Origin of the sequence: Sphingopyxis terrae subsp. terrae NBRC 15098, from assembly GCF_001598815.1 — a bacterium.
GTDB classification, from domain to species: Bacteria; Pseudomonadota; Alphaproteobacteria; order Sphingomonadales; family Sphingomonadaceae; genus Sphingopyxis; species Sphingopyxis terrae.
Window position 1 is genome coordinate 136,419 of sequence record NZ_BCZQ01000003.1, and the last position, 25,749, is coordinate 162,167.

Consider the following 25,749-nt stretch of genomic DNA (forward strand, 5'->3'; position numbering starts at 1 on the left):
CCGGAAAATGATAAGGACGTTGAGACTATGGCCAAAGTGATCGGGATCGACCTCGGCACCACGAACAGCTGTGTCGCGGTGATGGAAGGCGGCAAGCCCAAGGTTATCGAAAATGTGGAAGGCACGCGGACGACCCCGTCGATCGTCGCCTTCGCCAAGGATGGCGAGCGCCTGATCGGCCAGCCGGCAAAGCGCCAGGCCGTCACCAATCCCGAAAACACCATTTTTGCGGTGAAGCGCCTGATCGGCCGCCGCTTTGACGACCCCATGACCAAGAAGGACATGGAACTCGTCCCCTATACCATCGTCAAGGGCGCCAACGGCGACGCGTGGGTCAAGGCGGGCGGCGAAGATTATTCGCCGTCGCAGATCAGCGCCTTCATCCTTCAGAAGATGAAGGAAACCGCCGAAGCCTATCTGGGCGAAAAGGTCGAGCAGGCGGTGATCACCGTTCCGGCTTACTTCAACGACGCGCAGCGCCAGGCGACCAAGGACGCCGGCAAGATCGCCGGCCTCGAAGTGCTGCGTATCATCAACGAGCCGACCGCGGCCGCGCTCGCCTATGGTCTCGACAAGAGCGAGAACAAGACCATCGCGGTCTATGACCTTGGCGGCGGCACCTTCGACATCTCGGTGCTCGAAGTGGGCGACGGCGTGTTCGAGGTGAAGTCGACCAACGGCGACACCTTCCTGGGCGGCGAGGATTTCGACAGCAAGATCGTCGAATATCTGGCCGACGGCTTCAAGAAGGACGAAGGCATCGACCTGCGCGGCGACAAGCTGGCGCTTCAGCGGCTGAAGGAAGCCGCCGAAAAGGCGAAGATCGAACTGTCGTCGGCTGCGACGACCGAGGTCAACCTGCCCTTCATCACCGCCGACGCCAACGGGCCGAAGCACCTCGTCAAGACGATCACCCGCTCCGACCTGGAAAAGCTGGTCGAAGAGCTGATCAAGCGCACCCTTGAACCGTGCAAGAAGGCGATCAAGGACGCCGGCGTTTCGGCAAGCCAGATCGACGAAGTCGTGCTGGTTGGCGGCATGACCCGCATGCCGCGCGTGCGCGAAGTCGTGAAGGATTTCTTCGGCAAGGAACCGCACACCGGCGTCAACCCCGATGAAGTCGTCGCCATCGGCGCGGCGATCCAGGCGGGCGTGCTGCAGGGCGACGTCAAGGACGTGCTGCTGCTCGACGTGACTCCGCTGAGCCTTGGCATCGAGACGCTGGGCGGCGTGTTCACGCGCATGATCGACCGCAACACGACGATCCCGACCAAAAAGAGCCAGGTCTATTCGACCGCCGACGACAATCAGTCGGCGGTGACGATCCGCGTGTTTCAGGGCGAGCGCGAAATGGCCGCCGACAACAAGATGCTCGGCCAGTTCGATCTGGTCGGCATCCCGCCGGCGCCGCGCGGCGTGCCGCAGATCGAGGTGACCTTCGACATCGACGCCAACGGTATCGTCAACGTCAGCGCGAAAGACAAGGGCACCGGCAAGGAACAGCAGATCAAGATCCAGGCTTCGGGCGGCCTTTCGGATGCCGACATCGACCAGATGGTCAAGGACGCCGAACAGTTCGCCGAAGAGGACAAGAAGCGCCGTGAGGCGGCCGAGGCGAAGAACAACGCCGAAAGCCTGATCCACACGACCGAGCGCCAGATCGCCGAACATGGCGACAAGATCGACGCCGGGCTGAAGTCGGAAATCGAAGCGGCGATCGCCGAAGCCAAGACGGCCGTCGAAGGCGGCGACAGCGCCGCGATGACCGAAAAGGCGCAGGCGCTGGCGCAGGTCGCGATGAAGCTGGGCCAGGCGATCTACGAAAAGGAACAGCAAGCCGCGGCATCGCCCACCGCCGATGCTGACGAGAAGAAGGCCGACGACGATGTCGTCGATGCCGAATTCTCCGAAGTCGAAGACGACAAGAAGTAAGCATGAAACTCTCCCCGTCGCGCTTCCCGGCGCGGCGGGGCAGAGGGGGCCGATAGACCATGTCGCTCGACATCGATTATTACGAACTGCTCGAATGCGAGCGCGGCGCCGACGACGCGACGCTGAAAGCCAGCTACCGCAAGCTCGCCATGAAATATCACCCCGACAAGAATCCGGGGTGCGGCGACAGCGAAGCGCGGTTCAAGGCCATCAACGAAGCCTATGATTGCCTCAAAGATCCGCAAAAGCGCGCAGCCTACGACCGCTTCGGCAAGGCGGCGTTCCAGAATGGCGGCGGCCCGGGCGGCGGCTTCGGCGGCGGCGCCGAATTCGGCGACATCGGCGATATTTTCGAATCGATCTTCGGGTCGGCTTTCGGCGGCGGTCGGCAGCAGCAGCGCGGCCCCGCGCGCGGCGCCGACCTGCGCTACGACATGGAAATCCGGCTCGAAGACGCCTTTGCAGGCTGCAGCCGCGAGATTCAGGTCGATGTCGCGGCGCGCTGCGACGCCTGCGACGGATCGGGCGCGAAGCCCGGCACCGCGACGCACCGCTGCACCACCTGCAACGGCCACGGCAAGGTCCGCGCGCAGCAGGGCTTTTTCATGGTCGAGCGCACCTGCCCGCACTGCCAGGGATCGGGCGAGGTCATCACCGACCCGTGCGGCACCTGTCACGGCGAAGGTCGTGTCGACCGGCGCAAGACGCTGACCGTCGAAATCCCGCCCGGCGTCGATGAAGGCACGCGCATCCGCCTGCAGGGCGAAGGCGAAAGCGGTGCGCGCGGCGCGGCGGCTGGCGACCTCTACATCTTCCTCCACATGGCGCGGCACAAGCTGTTCGAACGCGAAGGCACGACGCTGTTCACGCGCGCGCCGATCAGCTTCACCACCGCCGCGCTCGGCGGCTGCATCACCATCCCCGGCCTCGACGGGCGCAAGCATGACATCAGCATTCCCGCGGGCATCCAGTCGGGCAAGCAGCTTCGTCAGCGTGGCGCCGGGATGCCCGTGCTCAACGGTCGCGGCCACGGGGACCTGGTGGTTCAGATCGACGTCGAAACCCCGACGCGGCTGAATGCCAAGCAGAAGGAATTGCTCCAGGCGTTCCGCGAAACCGAAACCGGCGAAGAATGCCCGGCAAGTCAGGGCTTTTTCGGACGGCTCAAGGAAATGTGGGACGATCTGACGGATTGAACCGTCACTGGGGTCAGTATCCTGACATCGTCATCCAATCTCGCCCCGCAATTCGGCAATCAGCGCCGCAACCTTGGGTAGGCGCGGTTCCTCTTCATCGAGGATCGCGTGGAAGGCCCGGCGCTTGAGCGCCGCCAGCTCGTCGGTGCGCAGCGCGCCCTCGCCGCCGACGCTCGACGCGACGATGTCGATCAGCCGGTCGGCACCGTGGAGCCGCCCCCACAGATAGTCATTCTCGCGATAGGCGCGGCTGAAGAAGGCGCCGAAGCTGTTGAACTCGATCCCCTTGAGCATCGACGCCGCGCCGCCGGTGCGGATCGCGGTCGCGTCCGACGGCGAGATGCGGTCGATCTTGATCGGATCGAATTCGTCGAACCCCTCGCCCTGCAACAGCGGCAGGGTGGCAATGTCGTAAAAGGGGTAGCCGAGATAGGCGAGCAGCATCGTGCGCCGGTCGTCCTTGGGCAGGCTGCCGAGCGCGGCGGCGATCAATATATCGGCTTCGGCATCGACGCTGACCAGATCGCGCCGTTCGGCGATCGCGTCAATCCACTGCGCCGCGCTGGCGTCAACGGGCACGTCGAGCCGCTCGAGCCACTGGTCGCCCTCGCGTTCGAGATAGAGACCGAGCGCGGTGTAGATCGCGCCGCGCATCGTCTCGCACGCCGGATCGGGGGCATCGCGCTTTGCCTCGACCGCGGCGTCGAGCTCGCGCGCGAGGAAGCGCAGACGCCGGATGCGAAAGCCAAGGTCGTGGGTACGGAAAAAGGCAATCGCGTCGGTGCTCGCGCCCGAACCGCGCTTGCCCGAAATGCGGTCTAGCCCGCGGCTGCGGATTTCGTCCCATACGGCGTCGCGCCGGTTGCGCTGATGGATGTCGCCCTCTGGCGGTGCCAGCCGGTCGATCAGCGCGACCAGCTCCTCGACCACCGCCGACAGCTTTAGGTGGCCATAGGGTGCATAGGCGAAGCCGGCGCGCGCCGCCGCCTCCGCCTGCGCCTTTGCGCGCCAGCGGTCGAGCCGCGCCGGGGTCGGGGTGTTGAGGAAGAAGGTCGTGCCGAACAGCGCCGCCACCTGCTCCTCGACCTCGACCTTCATCGCATCGACGACGCGCTGCATGCGGCGGATGCGCCGCGACATATTCTCGATCGCCTCGACGCTGTCGCGGATCGGCTGTTCGCGCGGAATTTCGGACAGTGCGCCGAGGATGGTCGAAAAAAAGCCCGGCGGACGGCGCGCTTCGCCCTCGCCTGCCTCGCCCGGCTTGCCGAAGCTGATCGAGCGATAATCGGGCTTGGGATCGATATAGACGAAGCGCCGGTCGATCTCGCGCCGCGCCGGCCGCTGCTTGAGCGCCGCGATCGCCGGACGGAACGGCGCGTTGGCGAGCACCGACCCGTCGATGAGCACCCGGTCGGAGGGATCGGCCTCGCTTCCGGTCGGAAGCTGGACGCGGACGAAATCGGCGCGCGCCGGCCAGGCGATGCCGCGCTTTTCGAGCACGCTGTCGAGTTCGCGCAGCGTAAAGGGCGGAAAGGCGCCGGGAAAGCTGGCGGTCGCGCGCGCCGCGGCGGCGAGGCCGGGGACGTCGTCGAGCCGCTTGCCCGCGCGGCCGTCCTGCCGGAAATGCATGATCAGCCGGTGTTCCTGCTCGGTCACGCGCGGCGGACTGTTGAGCGCGAGCGGCATGCTGTGCCCCGCATAGTCGGTCACCGACACGAACAGGTCGACCGGCTGACCCGCCGGCAGCAGCGGCCGCCCCTGCGGCCCCGACGCCATCGCATCGAAGGCATCGAGCAGCAGGCCGGAGAAAATCTGTCCGCCGAAGGGCGGTTCGAACCAGCGCGCGCGCACGAAGCGCGACAGCTTGGCGCGCACCTCGTCCTGCGCGCCCTCGCCCACCGTGCGGTCGATGACATTGCCGCGCCGCTTCATCGCCCAGCCGGCGATCGGCACCGCCCAGAATTTGGTTGCCGCCGACAACGGCCGCGCATCGGGGTCGATCAGCCGGTCGACATCGGCATCGTCGAGCCATAATTCGGTGAGCGGGTCGAGCGACTGGCCGGTCGCCATCGCCCGCGCGAGGAAAATGCCGTTGATGCCGCCCGCGCTGGCGCCCGCGATGATGTCGGCAAGGACGCGCAGCTTGATCCCGCTGCGCGCCGCGAGCGCGACCAGCAATTCGCCATAGGCATCGACCGCCGCCGGTTCCGCCTCGTCATGAAAGGTGCGCGACGCCGCCGCGAGCCGCCACACTTCCTTGGTGATGCCGTGCATGTAGACGGCAAGGCTGATGCCGCCGTAGCAGATCAGGGCAAAGCGTAATTCCTTCTCGCGCATCGGCGACCTGATAGCGCGCTTCCGCACGCCGCGTCACCCCTTGCCGGTCGGTTCCCGAAAAGCCGGGCGGCGCATTAGGACAATATCAAAGTTTCCGATTTATTCACCGTGTCGAATGGGGGTTTGGCCATCAAAAGTGGCCGATTTCCCAGTCTGTAGATTCGAAGCAGGAAGAAGCGATGAGTGCATTCGGACGCCGTCCCGGAACCGCAGGCCGCCCCGCCTTTGGCGTGGCCAAGCCGATGCAGGCTGGCCCCGGCATGGCTGGCGGCGCGCAATTTCCTGCAATCGACACGCCGGCCGCCGAGGCACCCCCGCCGCCGTCGAACCTGAGCCCAGAAATGGAGGCGATGGAGCGGCTGAACCAGCGGTCGACCGCCGAGGCGATGGAGCCCGAAAAGGCGCAGGGTTTCGAAGCCAGCGTCCACAAGATCAAGGAACAGGTGCTGCCGCGCCTGCTCGAACGCGTCGATCCCGAGGCCGCGGCGACGCTGTCGAAGGACGAGCTGACCGAGGAATTCCGCCCGATCATCCTCGAAGTGCTGGCCGAGCTGCGCATCACGCTCAACCGCCGCGAGCAATTCGCGCTCGAAAAGGTGCTCGTCGACGAATTGCTCGGCTTCGGCCCGCTCGAAGAGCTGCTCTCCGACCCCGACATCAGCGACATCATGGTCAACGGGCCGTATCAGACCTATGTCGAGCGCAAGGGCCAGCTCGTCATCGCGCCGATCCAGTTCCGCGACGAACAGCATCTTTTCCAGATCGCCCAGCGCATCTGCAATCAGGTCGGCCGCCGCGTTGACCAGACAACCCCGCTCGCCGACGCCCGTCTGAAGGACGGCAGCCGCGTCAACGTGATCGTGCCGCCGCTCTCGCTTCGCGGCACCGCGATCTCGATTCGTAAATTCTCGGCCAAGCCGATCACGCTCGACATGCTCTGTCAGTGGGGCGCCATGAGCCAGAAGATGTGCACCGCGCTGAAGATCGCAGGCGCGAGCCGGTTCAACATCGTTATCTCGGGCGGTACGGGTTCGGGTAAGACGACGATGCTCAACGCCCTCTCCAAGATGATCGACCCCGGCGAGCGCGTGCTGACCATCGAGGACGCCGCCGAATTGCGGCTGCAGCAGCCGCACTGGCTGCCGCTCGAAACGCGCCCCGCAAACCTTGAAGGCAATGGCGCCATTCACATGGGCGACCTCGTCAAGAACGCCCTGCGTATGCGTCCCGACCGCATCATCATGGGCGAAGTCCGCGGCGCGGAGTGTTTCGACCTCCTCGCCGCGATGAACACCGGTCACGACGGGTCGATGTGTACGCTGCACTCGAACAGCCCGCGCGAATGCCTCGGCCGTATGGAAAATATGGTGCTGATGGGCGACATCAAGATTCCGAAGGAAGCGATCTCGAAACAGATCGCCGACTCGGTCGACCTGATCGTCCAGATCAAGCGCCTGCGCGATGGCTCGCGCCGCGTCACCAACGTCACCGAGGTCATCGGCATGGAAGGCGACGTCATCGTCACCCAGGAATTGTTCAAGTTCGAATATTTGGACGAGGACAAGGACGGAAAGATCATCGGCGAATATCGCTCGATGGGCCTGCGTCCCTATACGCTGGAAAAGGCGCGCCAGTACGGCTTCGATCAGCCCTACCTCGAGGCGTGCCTGTAAGACCCGCCTGCGGGGGGAGGCAGCGCTTAGGGCTTGAGCGCCAGCGCCGCCGCCACGATCGCGACCGCCACGCTCACCAGCGCGATGCCGCGCCACGGCATGAAACCGACCTTGTCGACGTCGCGGCGATTGCGGCGGCGCCACTCGGCGAGTTCGGCGACACCGAACAGGATCGCCGCAGTTACGCTCACCGACAGCATCGACACTTGCATTGACGCTCAACCCTTCGCAAACAGGGGATCTTCCCCCCAGTGACGAGGTGCCGATATGCGTTCGCTTCCGATTATTGCAACCGCTCTTCTTGCCGCCACCGCTCCGGCGTTCGCGATGGCTGATCCGCACGCCGGACATGGCGATCATGGCGCGCACGGTGCCGCGCCCGAGGGCGCGATCGCCGCAGCGGTGGCGGCGCCGACCCGCACGCCCGCCAATGTCGCGCGCGACGCGGCGCGCCATCCCACCGAAACGCTGGCCTTCTTCGGCGTGAAGCCGGGCGATACGGTCGTCGAGCTGTGGCCGGGCGGCGGCTGGTATACCGAGATTCTGGCGCCGCTGACCCAAAGCGGTGGCGGCACGCTCTACGCCGCGGCGCCGTGGGAGCGCGGGCTGAACACAGTCCGCAAATGGCAGGAGGCCAAGCCCGACGCCTATGGCGCGGTCAAGCTCGCCGAATTTCCCGCGACCGGCGCCGGGCCCAAGGTTCCCGACGGCAGCGCCGATGTCGTGCTGACCTTTCGCAACGTCCACAACTGGCGCTTCGGCGGCATGGACAAGACCGCCGAAGCCTTCCAGCAAATCTATGCGATGCTGAAGCCCGGCGGCGTGCTGGGCGTCGTCGATCACCGCCTGCCCGAGGCGATGGATTCGGCGCTCGAGGAAAAGAGCGGCTATATGAAGCGCTCGTCGATCGTCGCCTTTGCCGAAGCCGCCGGATTCAAGCTGGCGGGCGAAAGCGAGGTCAACGCCAACCCCCGGGACACGCACGATTATGAAAAAGGCGTGTGGAGCCTGCCGCCGACGCTGACCAACAAGGATGTCGACCGCGAAAAATATGTCGCGATCGGCGAATCGGACCGCATGACGCTGAAGTTCGTGAAGCCAGCAAGCTGAGCAAGCCGCTCGAAACGATCGACCCCGCGCTGCTGCTCAGCGCCTATGCGCAGGGGATATTCCCGATGGCCGACGGGGCGGACGACCCGTCGGTCCATTGGGTCGAACCGCGGCTGCGCGCGATCCTGCCGCTCGATGGCTTTCACCTGTCGCGCAGCCTGCGCAAGCTGCTGCTCGCCGACCGTTTCCGCGTCACCACCGACACCGCCTTTCCCGCGATGATGGCGCTGTGCGCCGAAGCCGCCGACGACCGGCCGACGACGTGGATCAACCCGGTGATCCGCGCGAGCTACGAACGATTGTTCCGCATGGGCCATGCCCATAGCGTCGAATGCTGGCACGACGGGGAACTGGTCGGCGGCCTCTATGGCGTGTCGCTGGGGCGCGCCTTTTTCGGCGAATCGATGGTCAGCCGGATGCGCGATGCCTCGAAAATCGCGCTCGCGCATCTCGTCGCGCGGCTCAGGGCCGGGGCCTTCGAGCTGCTCGATTGCCAGTTCATGACGCCGCACCTCGCCAGCCTGGGCGCGATCGAAATGCCCCAGGCCGCCTATCTCGCGCGGCTTTATTCGGTGCTGTCGGGGGCCGGCGATGCGGCCTTGGGCGCCGCCGCGGGAGCGGCCGGAGCCGGGGTACCCTCGCCGCCATTCCCGGCAGGCGACTGGTCGGCGCTCGATGCCTTGGGCGCCGACGCTGGCTTGGGCGCGGAGCGCGCGACGGGTTCGCCGCCCGGATATGTCATCGCACAGCTTTTGACGAAGACATCATAGATCGGGTGCTGGATCACATTGCGCTCGGGGCGTTCCTTGAACACCCAGCCCGAAAAGACGCGATACCATTTATTGTCGCGCTGATCCTGCACCGACAATTGCACGAAGGCGCCGGTTTCGGGGGGATCTTCCCACGGCGCCGTCTGTTCGCAGGCGCGCAGGCGAACGATCGCGCGGCCGACGCGTGCGGTATCGCCCGGCTTCATCGTCAGATCCTGCACCAGCCCGTTGCGCTTGTTGAGCAGGCCCAGCACCGCCACGCGTTCGGCCATCGGGGTCGCGCCTTCGATCCCGCCGACTTCCTGCGGCACGGTTTCGGACTTGGCGATCTGCGGGATGTTGCTCGTCGTCTTGGTCTGGTTGCCGCGATCGCAGCCGGCCAGCGTCGTCGCCGCGAGCAGCGCGATCAGCGCGGAACGGAAAAGCGGCGTCGCCACGGCGCTCAGTCGGCGCCGGGCCGCCAGGCCTCGTAATCGCCGGTCGCGGCGGCGCGATGCCCGCCGCGTTCGAGCGCGCCGGCGGGGCGATAGGCACCCAGGCTGCCGGTCAGATTTGCAGTCGGCTCGGCGAGCCAGGGGCGCGGCGCGGGCAGCACGTCGGACGGCAGTTCGTCGAAGGTGCCGTGCAGCCAGCCATGCCATTCGGGCGGCACGCGGCTCGCGTCGTTCGACCCCTTGTAGAGTACCCAGCGGCGCTTGCCGTCGCGCGACCGGAAATAGCGGTTGCCAAGGCCGTCCTCGCCGACCTGCTCGCCATTTTTCCAGCTGCTCAGCAGTGTGCCGACGGTCGCGCCGTCCCACCAGGTGAAAATCTTGCCCAAGATGCTCATGGCGGTGGCGTTTACAGGCAAGCGTGCGGGCTTCGCAAGCGGTCTTTGGCGAAAAGCGGCGCCATTACCGCCTGCCCTACCGCTACTTTGCGTCCTGCCACGTCACCTTGGCGCTTTCGTCGATCCCCAGCTTCGCGGCGGTGCCGCCCGCCAGTTCGAGCACCGCCGCTACTTGGCCGCCGCTGACGACGGGATCGAGCGATTCGGGGATGGCGTTTTCGGCGATCCGGTCGATGCTGCCGTCGGCGCGCACGAAGATCATGTCGAGCGGGATCAGCGTGTTCTTCATCCAGAAATTGGCGATCTTCGGCTTGGCGAACGGAAACAGCATGCCGCCATCGGCGGGCAGCGACGTGCGGAACATCAGTCCCTTTTCCTGTTCGGCCTCGGTTCGCGCGACCTCGACGCGAAAGCGGTGGGTGGTGCCCGCCATTGCGATGGTCAGCGGCACTGTCGCCTCGGCGCCGGCTTCGGCCTCGGCGCCCTTGTCGCAGCCCGCGACGGGCAGCGCGAGCGCCAGGGTGAGGGCGGTCAGCATGGCTCGCATCGGCATCTCCTTGTCGACTTTCTGGTCGCCGTCTTGTCGCCGACCTCGGGGTGCCGGACGTTCAGCGCCGCTGCCTAATCGAGCGCCGCCTCGGCGTCCAGCGCGGCCAGCGCCGCTGCGTCCCCCGGCGGGACAGCGAGGATGCGCCGCGCGAGCGCGGGCGAATGGCCGGCGCGCGCGAAGGCGGCCACCTGGCGCTCGCGCTGCGCGGGATCGTCGAGCGGCTGGCGCGCGAACGGACCGAAGCGGCGGCGGCGCGCAAATCCGACGGCCGAAGCCACCGCCGCGCCCTCGGCGGCGTCGATCGCTTCGCCCGCGTCGGCTTCGTCGATGCCGTCGACGAAAAGCTGCGCGCGCACGCGCCGCGCGCCCAGCCCGCGCCGCGTCATCGCGGCGCCGCGCATCGCGGCATATTGCCGGTCGTCAAGGTAGCGCAGCCGCTCCATGCGGTCGGCGATCGCGTCGCAAGCGGCGCGCGGATCGGCGGCATCGGTCCATTCGGCCTCGCGCAGCTTGCGCCCCAGATAGCGCAGCAATTTCGCCCGGCTGGTCGCGAATCGCGCCACATAGGCGAGCGCCAATTCGTCGAGTCGCGATGCGTCGAGCGGCTTTTTGCTTCGGTCGGACGGAGTGCGGCGGTTGGCCATATGCCATGTTTATGCCACAGTCGGGTCCGATTGAGAACGATCAGAGCCCCTATGCCCGGCGGAAAGCCCGGAAAAATGGGCGATTATGTTCAAACAGTCAGGGATCGCGCACGCTCATCATGGCACCGGAAGATGACATGCTTGTTGCCGCATCCCCCGTTTCCCGGGATTCGACACCCCTTATGACCGAAAATTCCGCTCCTGCGGTGGAGGCGCTTGTCCCCACCCCGACCGAATGCGCCCAGCCGCGCCGCTTTTCGAACTTCGCCACCGTCGGCGAAGCGCTCGACTATGCCGCCGCGGGTACGCGCGGGCTCAATTTTCATGATCCGCGCGGGCGCCTGATCCGCCCCTATCCCTATAGCGAGCTCAAGGCCGATGCGCTCGAGGCCGCCTATCGCCTCGTGGCGGCGGGGGTACAGCCCGGCGACCGCATCGCGCTGGTCGCCGAAACCGGCGCCGAATTTGCCGCGCTGTTCTTCGGCACCATCTATGCCGGCGCCTGGCCGGTGCCGCTGCCGCTGCCGACCAGCTTCGGCGGGCGCGATTCCTATGTCGGACAGCTTGTCGTCCAGCTCACGAGCTGCGACCCCAAGATGCTGTTCTTCCCGCCCGAAATCGCCGCCATGGCCACCGAAGCCGCCGAACAGCGCGGCGTCCAGCCGATGGACTGGAGCGAATTTGCGGCGCGCCCCGCGCCTGTCGTCGATCTGCCCGAACAGAAGCCCGACGAAACCTGCTATCTGCAATATAGCAGCGGCTCGACGCGCTTCCCGCACGGCGTCGCCGTCACCCATGCGGCGCTGCTCAACAATCTCGCGGCGCATGCGCACGGCATGGAATTGCGCGACAGCGACCGCTGCATTTCATGGCTGCCCTGGTATCACGACATGGGCCTCGTCGGCTGTTTCCTGTCGCCGGTCGCCAATCAGGTGTCGGTGGACTATCTCAAAACCGAGGATTTCGCCCGCCGTCCGCTCGCCTGGCTCGATCTCATCAGCCGGAACAGCGGCACGACGCTCAGCTATTCGCCGACCTTCGGCTACGACATCTGCGCGCGCCGTATTTCCAGTCAGACGCATGTCGCCGACCGTTTCGACCTGTCGCGCTGGCGCGTCGCCGGCAACGGCGCCGACATGATCCGCCCCGACGTCATGCAGAGCTTCGTCGATGCCTTCGCCGACGCCGGTTTCAAGGCGAGCGCCTTTCTGCCGAGCTACGGCCTGGCCGAAGCGACGCTGGCGGTCAGCATCATGCCCCCCGGCGAAGGGATCGTTGTCGAACTGGTCGAGGAAACCGAATTGTCGGGGGCCAGCGGCGACGCGGGACGCCCGACCCGCTACCGCGCGATCGTCAACTGCGGCCGCGCTGTGCGCGACATGACGATCGAGGTTCGCGACGAGGACGGCAATATCCTTCCCGACCAGACCGTCGGCAAGGTGTGGTGCACTGGCCCGTCGCTGATGACCGGATATTATCGCGATCCCGAATCGACCGCCGCCTGCATGAAGGACGGCTGGCTCGATACCGGCGATATGGGTTATCTGTCAGATGGTTACATCTATATCGTCGGCCGCGCCAAGGACATGATCATCATCAACGGCAAGAATCACTGGCCGCAGGATATCGAATGGGCGGTCGAACAATTGCCGGGCTTCAAGTCGGGCGACATCGCCGCCTTCGCGATCACCACGCCGGGCGGTGAAGAGACGCCGGCGGTGCTCGTCCAGTGCCGCACCAGCGACGAGAAGGAACGCGCGGCGCTGCACGAAACGATCCGCGACCGGGTCCGCGCGATCACCGGCATGAACTGCCTCGTCGAGCTGATTCCGCCGCGCACGCTGCCGCGTACCAGCTCGGGCAAGCTCAGCCGCTCGAAGGCGCGCGCGCAATATCTGGCGGGCGAGATCCAGCCCTTCCGGATCGCCGCCTGAGCCGAACGGTGCGCAGCGCCAATTCTGTTCCGCTTCGGTACAGAAAATGCGACGAAGCGAAGCGCGCGGTTACTTTCGAGTAACCCGCTTTCGCTATGCAAGCGGCGTGAAAAGCCTGTTTAGCGACCAGATTTCGGACGATGATCTTCCGCTGCGTACCCTGTTGGGCCTGACCCGGCAGGACGAAGCGGTCGGCGACCTGCGCCAGCTCCAGATCGCGCCGCTGCGCGGCCGGGGCGCACTGCGCCTCCTCCTCAACGGGGGCATGGCGCTGGTCGCGGGGTTCACCATGATGATGGAAACGGCGTGGCCGGTCGTCGTCGGCTGGCTCCTCGTCACGCTCGCCTTTTCGATATGGTCGTTCCGCACCTTCGACAGGTTGCCGCTCGACGATCCCAAATTCGCGACCGCGGCCGAGTTTCGCCTCTGTCATCGCCATGCGCTGTATTCGGCGCTGCTCTGGGGCGGCGCCTTCTGGTTGCAAGGGCTGACGCCGACGCTCGACCACGTCCTTTCGTTGTGGACGATCGCGCTGCTGCTGATGCTCGCGCTGACGATGGTCGCGCACAGCATGCCGCTGACCTGTATTCTCTATATCGCGCCCGTCACGCTTTCGGCCTCGCTCGCGACCGCGGCGGCCGGCGCGCCGCAGCTGACCGGGGTGACGATGGTCGCGGGGCTGCTCCTCGCTACCTTCTGCCTCCGGTTTGCGCAGACGCACATCCGTATCCGCCGCGCCGAAACGGTGCTGCACGAAAAGTCCGAGACGGTCAGCCTGCTGCTGCGCGAGTTCGAGGACACCTCGGCCGACTGGCTGTGGCAGACCGACAATTCGCGCCGGCTGGTCCATGTATCGCCGCGCCTTGCCTATGCGCTCGGCGGCAGCGCCGAGGCGCTCGAAGGCATTCCGCTGCTTCAGGCGCTGTCGGGCGACGCATGGGAAAGCGCGACCTTTCCCAAGGCACTGCACGACATGGCCGAACGGATGAAGCGGCGCGAAAGCTTTTCGAACCTGATCGTCCCCGTGACGATCGCCGGCAAGCGCCGCTGGTGGGAATTGTCGGCATCGCCGCGCCTCGACGAGAGCGGCAAGTTCCTCGGCTTCCGCGGCGTCGGATCGGACGTCACCGAACAACATGCCACCGCCGAACAGATCGCCAAGATGGCGCGCTTCGACAATCTGACCGGCCTGCCCAACCGGCTGAGCCTGCACGAAGACCTGGCGCGCGCACTGACCCACGCGCTCGAGGCGAAATCACGCTGCGCAATGATGATGATCGACCTCGATCGCTTCAAGGCGGTGAACGATACGCTCGGCCATCCGGTCGGCGACAAATTGCTCGCCCAGGTCGCCGCGCGGCTCAAGAGCATGATGGAACAGGGCATGACCTGCGGCCGCCTGGGCGGCGACGAATTCGCGGTCGTGCTTCACAATATCGTCTCGTCCAAGGAGATCGAGGATCTGGCGCGGCGGATCATCGCGACGATCAGCCGGCCCTATGTGGTCGATAATCACCAGCTCTTCGTCGGCGCCAGCGTCGGCTATGCGATCGGGCCGCAGGACGGCAATACGGTCGAAACGCTGACCCGCAACGCCGACCTCGCACTCTACAAGTCGAAGGACAAGGGCGGCAATGTCGTCGCCGCCTATGTCGCCTCGCTCCACGCCCAGGCCGAGGAACGGCGCGTGATGGAGCAGGAATTGCGCGGCGCGCTCGATCGCAAGGAGTTCGAACTTTACTACCAGCCCGTCGTCACCGCCGAGGATGGCACGCTCAACGGCTTTGAGGCCCTGATCCGCTGGACCAACCAGAAACTCGGCAGCGTATCGCCCGGCCGCTTCATTCCGCTGGCCGAGGACAGCCGCCTGATCGGCCCGATCGGCGAATGGGTGCTGCGCACCGCCTGCGCCGAGACGATGCGCTGGCCGTCTAATCTGAAGGTCGCGATCAACGTGTCGGCCGAACAGCTCACCGATCCCAATTTCGCCTCGGTTGTCGTCTCCGCGCTCGCGCAGAGCGGCCTGCCTCCGCAGCGGCTCGAGATCGAAGTGACCGAAAGCGTCTTTCTGCGCGACGGCGGCGGCGCAGCGCAGCTGCTCGACCAACTCATCGGCCTCGGCGTCCGGCTGTCGCTCGACGATTTCGGCACCGGCTATTCGTCGCTCGGCTATCTGCGCAAGACGCAATTCTCGACCATCAAGGTCGACCGCAGCTTCGTCGTCGGCGCCGCAAAGGGCAGCATCGAATCGATCGCGATCATCCGCGCCGTCGTCGCACTCGCCGACAGCCTCGGCATGTCGACGACCGCAGAAGGCGCCGAAACCGAGGTCGAGGTCGACACGCTACGCACGCTCGGGTGCAGCAATATCCAGGGCTATTATTATGGCCGTCCGATGCCGGCAACCGACGTGCTGACGCTGTTCCGGCCGCCCGAATCGATCGCGACCGCAGCGGCCTGACCGCCCTCTGTTCACCGCTTCCGCATCGGTCCGCCGCGGCGCCGAAACGCCCGTTCGGCGACGAAGCGAAGAGCCTGAGCGACGAATTGCACAGCTTAACAAAAGGTTCCCCCACCCACCGCACCAACGGCGCAACTCACCGCTAGATGGGTGGTGGTTGCGAAAGCCTGTGGCAGAGACGCTGCAACGCTTGAAGACAAGCCAATGGGGGGTCGCCTTTCATGCTTCATCGCCGCTTTCTGGGTGCATTTGCGCTGTGTGCTTCGCTGCTCTTCAGCCTTCCTGCCGCCGCGCAGAGCTATCTCCAGTGCGTCCCCTTCGCCCGTTCGGAATCGGGTGTCGAAATCCGCGGTAATGCCAAGACCTGGTGGTCGCAGGCGGCCGGTGAATATAAGCGCGGCCACGAACCCCGGAAGGGTGCCGTCATGGCATTCGCCGCGACCCGCGGCATGCCGCTGGGCCATGTCGCCGTCGTGAAAAAGGTCATCAGCGACCGCGAAATCCTGATCGACCATGCCAATTGGTCGCCGATCAACGGCCGCCGCGGCCAGATCGAGCGCAACGTCCGCGTCGTCGACGTCAGCGACGCTGGCGATTGGAGCGCGGTGCGCGTCTGGTATGCGCCGATCGGCGATCTCGGCCTGCGCGCCAATCCGGTGCAGGGCTTCATCTATCCCGACAGCGACAGCGCGCCCGACAGCTCGACCTTCGACGCACCGGTGTGGGCGAGCAACAATTGGAAGCCGGGCAACGGCCTCGACGTCGTCGCCGCTTCGCTGCGCTGAGTTGAACTGAGCAAAGTCTAACCGCTAATCGTCATTGCGAGCGCAGCGAAGCAATCTCCGGCTGTCGATCTGGAGATTGCTTCGCTGCGCTTGCAATGGCGAAAGGCCGATCAGTCGTCCGACGCGTCGTCGCTCTCGGCCCCGGCATCTTCGAACCAGGCTTCGACCGGGCCCGACAGCTTGATCGTCATCGGCTGGCCGAAACGGTCCTTCGACTTGCCCGCCGCGACGCGGATCCAGCCTTCCGAGATCGAATATTCCTCGACATCGGTGCGTTCCTGGCCCTTGAACCGGATGCCGATGCCGCGTTGCAGCACCTCCATGTCGAAATGCGGCGAGCGGGGGTTGGTCGACAGGCGGTCGGGGGGCGTATCGGTCATCTGAAATCTCCGTTTTCTGGCCGCTGCCGCTAGGCGAGCCAGCCTCGCAAATCAAGCGCCGCTGCGCCTTGCCATGCTGCTCCGCCTTGCGTGCCATAGCGGAACAGAAGCGCTGCCCCGCGCCGCGCGCGCAACGCCCCGTCGCGAAATAGAGGGTTAATGCCCGATATTTCCGGAACCGGCCGAAGGGCACGGATTTGCGGCGTTCACACGGCCACGGGCGCGCCGATATCCGAATTAACCATAAGAAAAGACGAAACTTTCTTCGGGAAGACCGCGTCTTTTGGGCAGGGACCAGATCCACGCGTGGAGGAGAAAATCCATGGTTTCAACGCGTCTTGATCGTCGTATTTCCTTGCTCATCGCCCTGCCCGTCTGCCTGGTGCTCGGCGCCTGCGAATCGTCGGGAAGCTACCGCGTCGGCGCAGTCGGCCCGGCCGGACCGACCGGCGCTGCCGGTCCGCAAGGCCCCGAAGGGCCCGCCGGACCGCAAGGCCCCGCTGGCCCCGCCGGCCCCGCCGGCAGCGCGCTCGGCCTTGGCGATGCGGGCGCGCTGGCTGTCGGCGGTCTGGTCGGGCCGGGCGGTATCGCGGGCACCGGCCTGCTTGCCAACACCGGCGACCCTGCGAACGTCAATCCGGTGATCGGCGGCGTGCTCGTCAAATCGGGCGGCCTCGTCAATGTCGTCGCCGACAAGACGCTGCTCCTCGCCAATGCGGTCGACAGCAAATTGCCCGGCGGCACCAACCTCGTCGGCACGGTCGTCGGCGTGGTCAAGAGCACCGGCGTCGCGCTCGTCCAAACGGGCAACGGCCAGCAATATCTGCTCGACGGCCTTGCCGCCGCGCCCGGCGAACTTGTCACCGCCACGATCGGCAAGGCAACCGCGATCGGGTCGCCCGGCGCTTCACCGCTGATCGGGGCGAGCATCCTGTCGCCCGGCCAGACCAATGGATCGCTGTTGACCGTCGGGGTCGGGTCGAACGGCAACCTCGTGACGCTGCAACCCGGCGGCAGCGGCAATCTGCTCGGCGGCCTTGGCGGCGCGGTGCCGGGAACCGCCACACCGGGCAGCGGGGCGGGCAATCTGGTCGGCACACTGACCAGCACGGTCGGCACCACCGTCGGCGGCGTAGTCGGTCAGGCAGGCGGTCAGGCCGGAGGTTCAGGCACCGAAAAGGGCGGTCTGATCTCGGGCGTCACCCAGGGCGTCGGCGGCCTCCTTGGCGGGTTGAAGCCGCCGCGCGGGGATTGATCGCGATCATGCGGAGCCCGAACCGGTGCGGCGCCGCGGCGTTGGCAGCAGCGATGCTCCTGCCCGCCGCGGCGTCCGCCGCCCAACCGTCCGCGACCCCGCTCGAACCGGGGCGCCCGCCGCTATCCCCGACCAGCGACCGGCCTTTCCCCCTCCCCGATCCTGACGTCGCACCACCCTCGCCGGCACGCACCGCGCCGCAGGGCCGCCCCGACATCGCGATCCGCAAGGTCCGCTTCATCGGGGCCGGGGTCCCCGCCAACGTCGCCAAGGCGGCCGAGCCCTATATCGGCCGCCCCGCCTCGACCGAAAATCTGAAGCGCCTCGCCGCCGCGATGACGCGCGCCTACAACCGGTCGAGCGTCGCGCTGTTCACCCTCGTCATCCCCGAACAGGATTTTGCGGACGGCGTCGTCATCGTCGCCTCGGCCGAGGGGCATATAAGCCGCGTGACGATCAGCGGCGATGCGCAGGGCGGCCCCGCCCCGCTGATCGCGCGCATGGCCGCACCGCTGCCGGGGCAAGCCCCATTGCCGCGCGCCCGGTTCGAACGCGCGCTCGGCAATATCGCCGACATCCCGGGCACCAAGGTCACCCCGACGCTGGCGCTCGGCGACAGCCCCGGCGCGGTGGCGCTCGATCTGGCGGTCGACGCCAGCCGCCCGACGCTCGGCGTCGGCTTCACGACGCGGTCGAGCCCCTATGTCCGCGACGGCATCGTCGAGGCGACGGCGCGCGGCTACAGCCTCCTGCGCAGCGGCGACGAGAGTCAGCTCGGCGGCGCGGCGGCGGTCGATTTCAAATCGCTGCTCTATATCACCGCGCGCCATTCCACGCCGCTGGGCGCCGCGGGCACGCGCGCCGAGCTGTCGGTCGCGGCGCTGCGCACCCGGCCGCGTGCGCTCGCCATCGACGGCAAGGCGTGGAGCGGCGGGCTGGCGGTGACCCACCCGCTGATCCGCAGCACGCGGCGCACGCTGACGCTGTCGGGGCGGCTCGACTATCTCGATTCGCGCAACGCCCTGTTCGGCACCACGATCGCGGCGGAGAAGAGCTGGACCGCGAGCGGCGCGCTGGCCTTTCGCCTGACCGAGGACCGCAGCGTGGTCGGCGCCCGCATCGGCGTCTCGCGCGGCCTCGACATCGCGGGCGCGCGCGTCGATCCGGCGGTGGGGGAAGCGGACTTTCTCTATGCCGACGCGGCGGTCGAGGCGAATCAGGCGATCGGCAAGCGCGTCGTGCTGCGCGCCGCCGCCACCGGACGCTGGACGCGCGACCGCCTACCCGCGGCACAGCGCTTCAGCGTGGGCGGCGCCAGCTTCGGGCGCGCCTTCGACGACGGGCTGGTCAGCGGCGACCGCGGCTATGCAGGCTTCGGCGAGCTGGCACTGCGCCCGCTGGCAAAGGGCGCGCTCGCGAAGAGCGAGGTCTATGCCTTCGCCGACTATGCCGATGTGACGCTGCTCGCGCGCCCCGCGACCCCGCGCAGCCGGTTCGATCTGGGAAGCTGGGGCGGCGGGGTGCGCCTGTCGTACCGCGACAATGCGACGATCGGGGTCGAGTTCGCCGATGCGTGGAACCAGCCCGCCCCCGGCTTCGATCAGGGCTGGCGCGTCGCGCTCGCCTGGAAAGTCTCGATCCGCCCCTGACCGGCGCTCTCAGGCGGTACGGCGCCCGCGCTCGCGAGGTGGCGGTGCCTCGGCCTTGAACAGCGTTTCGGCGACCGGATAAAGCTCGCTTTCCTCGCGCGCGATCCGGTCGCCCAGCGCGGTCAGGATCGCGCGCGTTTCGGCGCAGAAGCCCGGCCAGTCGGCCTCGACGCGCAATTGGGTCCAATAGCTGTCATAGGCCTCGAACGCCTCGGCGATATGGCCCATCTCGTCGATGAAGCGCGCGGCAAGCTCGGCCAGCACCGGCTCGCCCTTCGTCTGCAACCGCGGATAGAGCGCCCAATCCTCGCACTTCAGATGGCGCACCAGCGTGTCGCGAAACATCCCGCGCACCGCGGCCAATTCGGTCGGCCGCGGCGGGCGCCGGCCTGCGACAAATTCGATCATGAAGCCCGACAGGGTGACGAGCGCCGCATGTTCGGCGCGCAATCGGCGCATTTCCTGCGTCAAAGGCATGAACCACCCTCCAGTCGAGCGGTCCCTCACTTGCCCGCATAACGCCGCATGCTGAAAAGAGCGTTAAGCACGCTCGGCCATACGCCCACCGGGTCCGCCGCCGCGGGCGGTGCCGTTGGCGTCGGCACCGACTGGACTTGCCCACAGCGACCGCCCATGCTGGCGCGAAACGGGATGGAGATCGGGTGAATGACGGATCTGGTATTGCGCGCCGACGAAGGCGGGATCGCGACGCTGACGCTCAATCGTGCCGACAAGCGCAATGCGCTCAACCTCGCGCTATGGGCCGAACTCGACGCGCATATTTCGGATCTCGCGGCCGCGGGCGATGCGATCGGCGTGGTCGTGCTGCGCGCGAACGGGCCGGTCTTCTGCGCCGGGAACGACCTCAAGGAACGCGGGGGCGAAGCGCCGCGGCCGCATTATCAGGCGTCGATCGTCACCCGCCTTGCCGAGCTGCCGCAACCGGTGATCGTCGCGGTGCAGGGTGGCTGCTTTACCGGCGGGCTCGAACTGGCGCTGGCCGGCGACATCATCGTCGCGGCGGAAAGCGCGCATTTCGCCGATACGCACGGCAAGTTCGGGCTCGTCCCCATCTGGGGGATGAGCCAGCGCCTGGCACGCCGCGTCGGCGAATGGAAGGCGCGCGAGATGAGCTTCACCGGCCTGCCGGTCGACGGGCGCGAGGCCGCGCGCATCGGCCTTGCCAATCATTGCGTCGCCGACGACCGGCTCGACCTTGCCGTCCGCACCCTCGCCGAAGCGATCGCCGCCCAGTCGCGCCACAGCGTCTTCGCCTACAAGCGCCTCTACCGCGAACAAGCCGACCTCCCCCTCGCCGCCGGCCTCGCGCACGAAGTGTTCAACAGCGCCGGCGTTGCGCCGGACGTCGCCGAAAGGGTGGCGCGACAGTTCTGACGGTCGCCCAGCGGCGGTTGTGGGGAGGGAAGCGAGGATTGCCGCTAACCGCTTTGTGTTCCCCGGCGAAAGCCGGGGCCCAGAGTGTCGAACGCCGCCGTTAGTGCTGAGAAGCCCTGGACCCCGGCCTTCGCCGGGGAACACATTGTCAACGCGGTACTCTCATTCTTTCGACACCCCCCTCACCGTTCGCGATACGCCGGGGGCCGTTTGCCAAGGAAGGCTGCGAGCGCTTCCTTATGGTCTTCGGTTGCGGACAGGATGACCTGCTGACGATCCTCGATCGCCATGGCGGCGTCGAGGCTCTGGGCGTCGATGTTGAGGTTGAGCGCCTGCTTCGACAGGCGCAGTCCCCAGGGGCTGGTCGCGAGCATTTCTTCGGCGAGCGCCAGGCCGCGGTCCAGCAATTCGTCCTCGGCGACGATCTCGCTCACCAGTCCCGCCGACAGCGCGCGCTCGGCGTCGATGAAGCGGCCGGTCAGGATCATCTCCGATGCCAGGCTGGCGCCGACGAGGCGCGGCAGGAAATAGCTCGACGCCATGTCGCAGCCGCCGAGCCCGATGCGGATATAGGCGGCGTTGCACCGGAAGCCAGGCGCCGCATAGCGCACATCGGCGGCGAGCATCAGCGACAGCCCGCCGCCCGCCGCGGCGCCATGCCCCAGCGCGATGATCGGCTGCGGACAGGCGCGCATCTTGCGATAGATATTGCCGATGCTCGTCTGGGTGCGCAGTGTGCGCAGCACCGGCGTCTCGTCGCTCGACCGGTCCTCCTGAATGTCGAGCCCGGCGCAAAATCCGCGCCCCGCCCCGCGCAGGATGACGACGCGCACGTCGGGCCGCGCCGCCAGCCCGCCGAAATAATCGTGCAGCTCCTCGACGAGCCCCTCGCTCAGCGCGTTGAGCCGCGCGGGCCGGTTGAGCGTTGCGATCTCGATCTGACCGCGCGCCTCGATCAGCAGTTCGCCGCTCACAGCGTCTGGCCGTCGTCGATGGTGATCACCGAACCGGTGATGCCGCGCGCCGCGTCGGAGCACAGCATCAGCAGCGGCGTGTGCAGGTCGCTCGGCGGACGCAGCCGCTGGCGCGGGAAGCTCGCGACGAACTTGGCGCCCGCCTCGCTCGCGAACAATTCGGCGGTCATTTCGGATTCGAAATAGCCCGGCTGGATGACATTGACGCTGATCCCGCGCCGCGCCCATTCGCGGGCAAGCGCCTTGCCCATGTGGCGAACCGCGGCCTTGGTGGCGCCATAGACCGAGGTCGCCGGAAAGATCTTTTCCGCCGTTATCGACCCGATGATGACGATGCGGCCATTTTCCTTGTCGCGGCTGCCCGCCGCCTCGAGCCGGCGCGCGCCTTCGGTCGCGGTCAGGAAGACCCCGCGGACATTGGCGGCGAGCAGGAAATCGACATCCTCGACCGACAGGCCGAGCGCCACCTTCTCGGTCGCGACGCCGGCGTTGGCGACGATCGTATCGACGGTGCCGAACGCAGCCTCGGCGGCGTCGTAGGCGGCCTTGGTCGAGGCTTCGTCGGTAACGTCCATGCTGACCGCGACCGCTTCGCCTCCCGCTGCGCGGATCGCCTCGACCTGCTCGGCAAGCTTGTCGGCGCGGCGTGCCGCGAGCACCACCTTCGCGCCTGCTGCGGCGAGCGCCTTTGCAAAGCCCGCGCCCAGCCCCGACGACGCCCCGGTCACCAGCGCGACACGCCCGCTGAGGTCGAATTTCGGTTCGCTAGCCATATGTCTCTCCCTTGTCCTGGCCGCCGGACGGGCGATGCGCGGGCGGCGGCAGGGCCGCACCGTCAGTTAAGTTGACGCTTACGTCAACGGCGAGCGATGGCAAGCCCTTCCGCCCGTGGCTGACGGAAAAACGCCGCGCGGGGGGTTGACCGATCATATTTGTTCTCCTATTGTTCTTTTGTGCACACACAACCTGTTCCCCCGTCGCGGCCGCCAAGCGTGGCGGACGGGGGATAAAGGGCCTCCGCTCCCCACCCTTAATTGGCATACCAAATCCGCAACTTTACAATGCGGCGCCCCCCACCACTATCGCATCAACTTTTGCGAATGGGGAACGGGACATGACGCGCGCCTTGGCGGTGATGAAGGATCAGCATTGGGGCGAATATCCGGATGCGGCCATACCGGCGGACTTGCCGCCCGGCACGCGGTCCTTCTGTCCGGAAGCGCGGGCGCATGCGGTGCGCAACCTCATCCGGCATCGCCGCCGCCGCGAACAATTGTTCGGCGACGAGGTCTTCGCCGATCCGGTGTGGGACATTCTGCTCGATCTCTATGCGTCGCACCACGAAGGAAAGAGTGTCGCGGTGACCAGCCTGTGCATCGCCGCCGCCGTCCCGCCCACGACCGCACTGCGCTGGATCAAGGTGATGACCGAAAAGGGGTGGCTGGTGCGCGCCCGCGATCCCGCGGACGGGCGCCGCGTCTATGTCGGTCTGGGCGCCGACGCGCTGGTGCGGCTCGATCTCTATTTCGCCGGGCTGCCGGGCTTCTGATCGGGCTTCTGCCCGCGGGTCAGTCGGAGAAATAGCGCCGCTGAAGCCGCGCCATCTCCTCGGCCGAAGGGGTCTCGCCGATCCGGCCGTTCAATATCTCGATCGCCGAGTTGAGTTCGATGGCCGCCTGCGCTTCGCCGATGGCATCGAGCAGGGCCAATTGCCCCACCAGCACATCGCGTACGCCGCGCAGCCGCTTCGTCTCGTCTGGAACCTTCGTCATAGACCGCGCTTGTCCTCGAACTCGCGGCGCAACGGACCCTTGGCGGCGGCGAGCGGGAGCGGCGTTAGCAGACGGGGTGCATGCCGGAAATGTCGAACTGGTCCGGATCGGACGTCAGCGGCGGCGGCGATCCGAAACGCCGCCGGAGAGCCAAAGAGCGCCCTCCGTTTCGGTCACGACCACCCTCCCCCGGTTCTGAAGCAGCGCGGCGACGCGCAGGACGGTCGATGCCGTCAGCCCCGTGGCGCTGGCTATATCGTCGATGCCGCGGCGATCGTCGGCAAGCGCGGCCAGAACGGCGCCAGCCTTGGCGGCCACGCCCGGCGCCAGCGGCGGATCGAAATCATCGAACATATAAGACCAATCTAGCGCGCGTTGCGGCGCGCGGCGTCGTCATTCTGCTTGCGTCGCCGCCTTCGGTCGGCCTGAAACCATACGGTTGCCAGCACGATCACCAGCATCTGCGGATAGGCCCAGAAGCCTTGCCCAGCCGAGTAGAGCCGCGGCCAGAGGTCGGGCAGGACCAGCTTCGTCAGATGCGTCATACAGGTGATGAGCTGGAACGCCGGCAGGCACAGCGTCCAATAGCGGCGACTGACCAGCGCATGACCGAGATAGACCGCGAGCATGACGAAATCGAGCAGCGTCAGGAGCAGGCTGAACGTCTCGAAGCGCGTGCCCGAAATGATCAAAGCCGCCGGCGTCAGCACCGAAGCGACGAACACCGTCCAGATCGCAAAGCGCGTTTCGCGCTCGCCCGCCCACTGGACATACACCAGAACGGACAGAAGAACGAAAAGATAGATATAGCCCCAGATCAATCGGCCCGCCTCCGCTTATCGGCACCCATGACCCGGGACATGCTTCAGGCGGCCCGCGTGGCCGGCCGGCGCGGCGTGTCCGCGTCGCTCTCGGCAAGCGTCGCTCTCGCCGGAACCACCTTGCCCAGATCGCCCGATCCGACGACCATATTGCGCAGCCCGACCCGGTCTTTCAGCGAGGCCAGTTCATTGTGGAGCGCGACGACCTGCGACCGCCCCTCGAACAGGCCGGCAACCGCCGACTGAAGATGCGCGAAGGCACGGTCGCCGACCACCGCCGACAGGCGGGCCCCCGCCTGCGCATCGGGCAAGGATGTCACGAGCACGCCCAGCTTCGCAATCGCATTGTCGATGGCGGCTTCGGCCGCATGCACCTCGTTCGCGAGCTTGTTGGCCACGGCCAGTCGTTCTTTCAGCATGATTTTCTCCCCGCGCGCGCTGCCGCGACAACGCGCCTTCAGGGGGTCGACAGGAGTTTCGAAACGCCGGCATAGCCATTCAGCAAGACCCCGAACGCGATGCTGGCCCCGATCGCGATCGCCAGGATAATGACCAGTCGCCACCAGATCGAAAGCCTGTTCTCTCCCCCGAAAAATGTGGCGATCGGATGCGATGGTTCCAGCCACGCGGCCGCATCGTCGGAAGCGCTCCCGACGCCCCCCACCTGCCTGTCCCGTTGCTCGAGATCGTCGGGACCGACACCATCTCCCGCCGACGCCCCCTTGTCGGCGAGACGTTCGGAATCGGGAAGGTCGAACTTTTCATATACCAAATTGGTGCTGGCTGCGGCCGCTACCGCGCCGGCACTCTCGGCCCAGATCTTAGCCGCGACGAAGCGGGATTTGGTATCGAGCTTGGCGCATGCCGATTTCAGCCGGGCGTCGACCGTGTGCGGCGAAAGACCAAGCACGCGGGCGATTTCCTTGGACGCTAAACCTTCGCCAACGGCTTTCAGACAGTCGATCTCGCCAGCCGACAGGCTGCCAATGCCGCTATCCTTTCCCATATCCGCCCGACTCATCGATTCCGCGCCTTGGTTTACCGTCCTTGGGCCCGTAACAGGCCATCGCCTGCGTCCATCCCTGCCCCGTCAGGCGCACCGCTTCGTCGCGCCGACCGCCTTCAGCCTATCGGGCGAACCGTAACGAAGGGCAATGCAAAAGTCGCCTGTCCAGCGGACATGACCATCGTCCGGCGCCAAAGCGCCGAAAGGACGACGCGAACCGCTGCACCGGCAATCTTTATTCGACGACAGGCCGAAGCGACATGCACCTGTCAT

Annotated in this window: 26 protein-coding genes and 1 pseudogene; 12 read left to right on the forward strand and 15 right to left on the reverse strand. The window is 66.7% G+C overall.

Annotation, left to right across the window (positions count from 1 at the left end; translation table 11 throughout):
- Positions 1–27 precede the first annotated feature (27 nt).
- A complete protein-coding gene (gene dnaK, locus STE01S_RS00755) occupies positions 28–1,932 on the forward strand; it encodes a molecular chaperone DnaK (protein ID WP_003040675.1) in 1,905 nt (634 codons plus the stop codon).
- Positions 1,933–1,991: 59 nt separating this feature from the next.
- The gene (gene dnaJ / locus STE01S_RS00760) at positions 1,992–3,128 is read left to right on the forward strand and encodes a molecular chaperone DnaJ (RefSeq protein WP_003040677.1); all 1,137 of its coding nucleotides are present in this window, start codon (positions 1,992–1,994) and stop codon (positions 3,126–3,128) included.
- Between the two features lie 30 nt (positions 3,129–3,158).
- On the opposite strand, the gene STE01S_RS00765 is transcribed toward dnaJ, so the two are convergent.
- On the reverse strand, positions 3,159–5,468 hold the full coding sequence (locus STE01S_RS00765) for a patatin-like protein (protein WP_040589202.1): 2,310 nt from the start codon (positions 5,466–5,468) through the stop codon (positions 3,159–3,161).
- A 179-nt stretch (positions 5,469–5,647) separates the two neighbouring features.
- Between STE01S_RS00765 and STE01S_RS00770 the strand changes: the two genes are divergently transcribed.
- Positions 5,648–7,141: a CpaF family protein gene (locus tag STE01S_RS00770; RefSeq protein ID WP_003040680.1), complete on the forward strand. Its 1,494-nt coding sequence runs from the start codon at positions 5,648–5,650 to the stop codon at positions 7,139–7,141.
- Between the two features lie 26 nt (positions 7,142–7,167).
- On the opposite strand, the gene STE01S_RS00775 is transcribed toward STE01S_RS00770, so the two are convergent.
- Entirely contained in the window at positions 7,168–7,353 is a 186-nt protein-coding gene (locus STE01S_RS00775; protein ID WP_003040682.1) for a hypothetical protein, read from the reverse strand.
- A gap of 55 nt (positions 7,354–7,408) precedes the next feature.
- Between STE01S_RS00775 and STE01S_RS00780 the strand changes: the two genes are divergently transcribed.
- A complete protein-coding gene (locus STE01S_RS00780; protein ID WP_062764031.1) occupies positions 7,409–8,251 on the forward strand; it encodes a class I SAM-dependent methyltransferase in 843 nt (280 codons plus the stop codon).
- The gene (gene aat / locus STE01S_RS00785) at positions 8,248–9,021 is read left to right on the forward strand and encodes a leucyl/phenylalanyl-tRNA--protein transferase (RefSeq protein ID WP_218016967.1); all 774 of its coding nucleotides are present in this window, start codon (positions 8,248–8,250) and stop codon (positions 9,019–9,021) included. The genes STE01S_RS00780 and aat overlap by 4 nt, the downstream gene beginning before the upstream one ends.
- A gap of 35 nt (positions 9,022–9,056) precedes the next feature.
- Here the strand turns inward: aat and STE01S_RS20730 are convergent.
- From STE01S_RS20730 to STE01S_RS00800, 4 genes and pseudogenes are all read right to left on the reverse strand, one after another.
- Positions 9,057–9,293 (reverse strand): annotated as a pseudogene (locus STE01S_RS20730) (DUF2155 domain-containing protein); the annotation flags it as partial.
- 170 nt (positions 9,294–9,463) lie between these two features.
- On the reverse strand, positions 9,464–9,850 hold the full coding sequence (locus STE01S_RS00790) for an NADH:ubiquinone oxidoreductase subunit NDUFA12 (RefSeq protein ID WP_003040693.1): 387 nt from the start codon (positions 9,848–9,850) through the stop codon (positions 9,464–9,466).
- A gap of 82 nt (positions 9,851–9,932) precedes the next feature.
- Positions 9,933–10,388, reverse strand: a complete 456-nt coding sequence (locus tag STE01S_RS00795; RefSeq protein ID WP_062764033.1) for a DUF192 domain-containing protein — start codon at positions 10,386–10,388, stop codon at positions 9,933–9,935.
- An 83-nt stretch (positions 10,389–10,471) separates the two neighbouring features.
- Positions 10,472–11,044 (reverse strand): regulatory protein RecX, encoded by a 573-nt coding sequence (locus STE01S_RS00800; protein ID WP_058813159.1) that lies wholly within the window; start codon positions 11,042–11,044, stop codon positions 10,472–10,474.
- Between the two features lie 182 nt (positions 11,045–11,226).
- On the opposite strand from STE01S_RS00800, the gene STE01S_RS00805 reads away from it, so the two are divergent.
- The 3 genes from STE01S_RS00805 (at position 11,227) to STE01S_RS00815 (ending at position 16,224) form a co-directional block, all read left to right on the forward strand.
- A complete protein-coding gene (locus STE01S_RS00805) occupies positions 11,227–12,978 on the forward strand; it encodes a fatty acyl-AMP ligase (RefSeq protein ID WP_003040702.1) in 1,752 nt (583 codons plus the stop codon).
- Between the two features lie 106 nt (positions 12,979–13,084).
- The gene (locus tag STE01S_RS00810; RefSeq protein ID WP_062764035.1) at positions 13,085–15,439 is read left to right on the forward strand and encodes a putative bifunctional diguanylate cyclase/phosphodiesterase; all 2,355 of its coding nucleotides are present in this window, start codon (positions 13,085–13,087) and stop codon (positions 15,437–15,439) included.
- A 221-nt stretch (positions 15,440–15,660) separates the two neighbouring features.
- The gene (locus STE01S_RS00815) at positions 15,661–16,224 is read left to right on the forward strand and encodes a CHAP domain-containing protein (RefSeq protein WP_062764037.1); all 564 of its coding nucleotides are present in this window, start codon (positions 15,661–15,663) and stop codon (positions 16,222–16,224) included.
- Between the two features lie 110 nt (positions 16,225–16,334).
- Here the strand turns inward: STE01S_RS00815 and STE01S_RS00820 are convergent, their stop codons facing one another.
- A complete protein-coding gene (locus tag STE01S_RS00820; protein WP_003040709.1) occupies positions 16,335–16,604 on the reverse strand; it encodes a DUF3297 family protein in 270 nt (89 codons plus the stop codon).
- Between the two features lie 322 nt (positions 16,605–16,926).
- On the opposite strand from STE01S_RS00820, the gene STE01S_RS20210 reads away from it, so the two are divergent.
- Both STE01S_RS20210 and STE01S_RS00830 read left to right on the forward strand, forming a co-directional pair.
- Entirely contained in the window at positions 16,927–17,859 is a 933-nt protein-coding gene (locus STE01S_RS20210; protein ID WP_162928172.1) for a hypothetical protein, read from the forward strand.
- A gap of 8 nt (positions 17,860–17,867) precedes the next feature.
- Positions 17,868–19,508 (forward strand): ShlB/FhaC/HecB family hemolysin secretion/activation protein, encoded by a 1,641-nt coding sequence (locus STE01S_RS00830; protein ID WP_120694122.1) that lies wholly within the window; start codon positions 17,868–17,870, stop codon positions 19,506–19,508.
- A 9-nt stretch (positions 19,509–19,517) separates the two neighbouring features.
- On the opposite strand, the gene STE01S_RS00835 is transcribed toward STE01S_RS00830, so the two are convergent.
- Positions 19,518–19,985, reverse strand: a complete 468-nt coding sequence (locus tag STE01S_RS00835) for a hemerythrin domain-containing protein (RefSeq protein WP_062764043.1) — start codon at positions 19,983–19,985, stop codon at positions 19,518–19,520.
- A gap of 189 nt (positions 19,986–20,174) precedes the next feature.
- On the opposite strand from STE01S_RS00835, the gene STE01S_RS00840 reads away from it, so the two are divergent.
- Positions 20,175–20,903, forward strand: coding sequence for an enoyl-CoA hydratase/isomerase family protein (locus STE01S_RS00840; RefSeq protein WP_062764045.1), 729 nt, complete (start codon positions 20,175–20,177; stop codon positions 20,901–20,903).
- A 182-nt stretch (positions 20,904–21,085) separates the two neighbouring features.
- Here STE01S_RS00840 and STE01S_RS00845 read toward each other — a convergent pair whose 3' ends face one another.
- Both STE01S_RS00845 and STE01S_RS00850 read right to left on the reverse strand, forming a co-directional pair.
- Positions 21,086–21,877 (reverse strand): enoyl-CoA hydratase/isomerase family protein, encoded by a 792-nt coding sequence (locus tag STE01S_RS00845; protein WP_062764047.1) that lies wholly within the window; start codon positions 21,875–21,877, stop codon positions 21,086–21,088.
- A complete protein-coding gene (locus STE01S_RS00850; protein ID WP_058813163.1) occupies positions 21,874–22,650 on the reverse strand; it encodes an SDR family oxidoreductase in 777 nt (258 codons plus the stop codon). Before STE01S_RS00850 ends, STE01S_RS00845 begins: the two co-directional genes overlap by 4 nt.
- Before the next feature lie 341 nt (positions 22,651–22,991).
- Here STE01S_RS00850 and STE01S_RS00855 point away from each other — a divergent pair, with 341 nt between their 5' ends.
- Positions 22,992–23,426, forward strand: coding sequence for a winged helix DNA-binding protein (locus tag STE01S_RS00855; protein ID WP_062764049.1), 435 nt, complete (start codon positions 22,992–22,994; stop codon positions 23,424–23,426).
- Between the two features lie 19 nt (positions 23,427–23,445).
- On the opposite strand, the gene STE01S_RS00860 is transcribed toward STE01S_RS00855, so the two are convergent.
- The 5 genes from STE01S_RS00860 to STE01S_RS00880 form a co-directional block, all read right to left on the reverse strand.
- Positions 23,446–23,649: a hypothetical protein gene (locus tag STE01S_RS00860; protein ID WP_003045111.1), complete on the reverse strand. Its 204-nt coding sequence runs from the start codon at positions 23,647–23,649 to the stop codon at positions 23,446–23,448.
- A 114-nt stretch (positions 23,650–23,763) separates the two neighbouring features.
- On the reverse strand, positions 23,764–24,003 hold the full coding sequence (locus STE01S_RS00865) for a helix-turn-helix domain-containing protein (RefSeq protein ID WP_062764051.1): 240 nt from the start codon (positions 24,001–24,003) through the stop codon (positions 23,764–23,766).
- 11 nt (positions 24,004–24,014) lie between these two features.
- Positions 24,015–24,470 carry a hypothetical protein gene (locus tag STE01S_RS00870; RefSeq protein WP_062764053.1) on the reverse strand — a complete coding sequence of 152 codons (456 nt, stop codon included), beginning with the start codon at positions 24,468–24,470 and terminating at the stop codon, positions 24,015–24,017.
- A 44-nt stretch (positions 24,471–24,514) separates the two neighbouring features.
- A complete protein-coding gene (locus STE01S_RS00875; RefSeq protein ID WP_040590190.1) occupies positions 24,515–24,889 on the reverse strand; it encodes a hypothetical protein in 375 nt (124 codons plus the stop codon).
- A 38-nt stretch (positions 24,890–24,927) separates the two neighbouring features.
- Positions 24,928–25,491: a helix-turn-helix domain-containing protein gene (locus tag STE01S_RS00880; protein ID WP_082813169.1), complete on the reverse strand. Its 564-nt coding sequence runs from the start codon at positions 25,489–25,491 to the stop codon at positions 24,928–24,930.
- Between the last annotated feature and the right edge of the window lie 258 nt (positions 25,492–25,749).

Bases quoted from the DNA above. Each gene is read 5' to 3' on its own strand.
- STE01S_RS00790 (WP_003040693.1), bottom strand. From the start codon at position 9,850: ATGAGCATCTTGGGCAAGATTTTCACCTGGTGGGACGGCGCGACCGTC.
- dnaK (WP_003040675.1), top strand. From the start codon at position 28: ATGGCCAAAGTGATCGGGATCGACCTCGGCACCACGAACAGCTGTGTC.
- STE01S_RS00875 (WP_040590190.1), bottom strand. From the start codon at position 24,889: ATGCTGAAAGAACGACTGGCCGTGGCCAACAAGCTCGCGAACGAGGTG.
- STE01S_RS00830 (WP_120694122.1), top strand. From the start codon at position 17,868: ATGCGGAGCCCGAACCGGTGCGGCGCCGCGGCGTTGGCAGCAGCGATG.
- STE01S_RS00855 (WP_062764049.1), top strand. From the start codon at position 22,992: ATGACGCGCGCCTTGGCGGTGATGAAGGATCAGCATTGGGGCGAATAT.
- STE01S_RS00780 (WP_062764031.1), top strand. From the start codon at position 7,409: ATGCGTTCGCTTCCGATTATTGCAACCGCTCTTCTTGCCGCCACCGCT.
- STE01S_RS00775 (WP_003040682.1), bottom strand. From the start codon at position 7,353: ATGCAAGTGTCGATGCTGTCGGTGAGCGTAACTGCGGCGATCCTGTTC.
- STE01S_RS00860 (WP_003045111.1), bottom strand. From the start codon at position 23,649: ATGACGAAGGTTCCAGACGAGACGAAGCGGCTGCGCGGCGTACGCGAT.
- STE01S_RS00835 (WP_062764043.1), bottom strand. From the start codon at position 19,985: ATGCCTTTGACGCAGGAAATGCGCCGATTGCGCGCCGAACATGCGGCG.
- STE01S_RS00840 (WP_062764045.1), top strand. From the start codon at position 20,175: ATGACGGATCTGGTATTGCGCGCCGACGAAGGCGGGATCGCGACGCTG.
- STE01S_RS00815 (WP_062764037.1), top strand. From the start codon at position 15,661: ATGCTTCATCGCCGCTTTCTGGGTGCATTTGCGCTGTGTGCTTCGCTG.
- STE01S_RS00865 (WP_062764051.1), bottom strand. From the start codon at position 24,003: ATGTTCGATGATTTCGATCCGCCGCTGGCGCCGGGCGTGGCCGCCAAG.
- STE01S_RS00820 (WP_003040709.1), bottom strand. From the start codon at position 16,604: ATGACCGATACGCCCCCCGACCGCCTGTCGACCAACCCCCGCTCGCCG.
- STE01S_RS00765 (WP_040589202.1), bottom strand. From the start codon at position 5,468: ATGCGCGAGAAGGAATTACGCTTTGCCCTGATCTGCTACGGCGGCATC.
- dnaJ (WP_003040677.1), top strand. From the start codon at position 1,992: ATGTCGCTCGACATCGATTATTACGAACTGCTCGAATGCGAGCGCGGC.
- STE01S_RS00795 (WP_062764033.1), bottom strand. From the start codon at position 10,388: ATGCTGACCGCCCTCACCCTGGCGCTCGCGCTGCCCGTCGCGGGCTGC.
- STE01S_RS00770 (WP_003040680.1), top strand. From the start codon at position 5,648: ATGAGTGCATTCGGACGCCGTCCCGGAACCGCAGGCCGCCCCGCCTTT.
- STE01S_RS00800 (WP_058813159.1), bottom strand. From the start codon at position 11,044: ATGGCCAACCGCCGCACTCCGTCCGACCGAAGCAAAAAGCCGCTCGAC.
- STE01S_RS00880 (WP_082813169.1), bottom strand. From the start codon at position 25,491: ATGAGTCGGGCGGATATGGGAAAGGATAGCGGCATTGGCAGCCTGTCG.
- STE01S_RS00850 (WP_058813163.1), bottom strand. From the start codon at position 22,650: ATGGCTAGCGAACCGAAATTCGACCTCAGCGGGCGTGTCGCGCTGGTG.
- STE01S_RS00805 (WP_003040702.1), top strand. From the start codon at position 11,227: ATGACCGAAAATTCCGCTCCTGCGGTGGAGGCGCTTGTCCCCACCCCG.
- STE01S_RS20210 (WP_162928172.1), top strand. From the start codon at position 16,927: ATGGTTTCAACGCGTCTTGATCGTCGTATTTCCTTGCTCATCGCCCTG.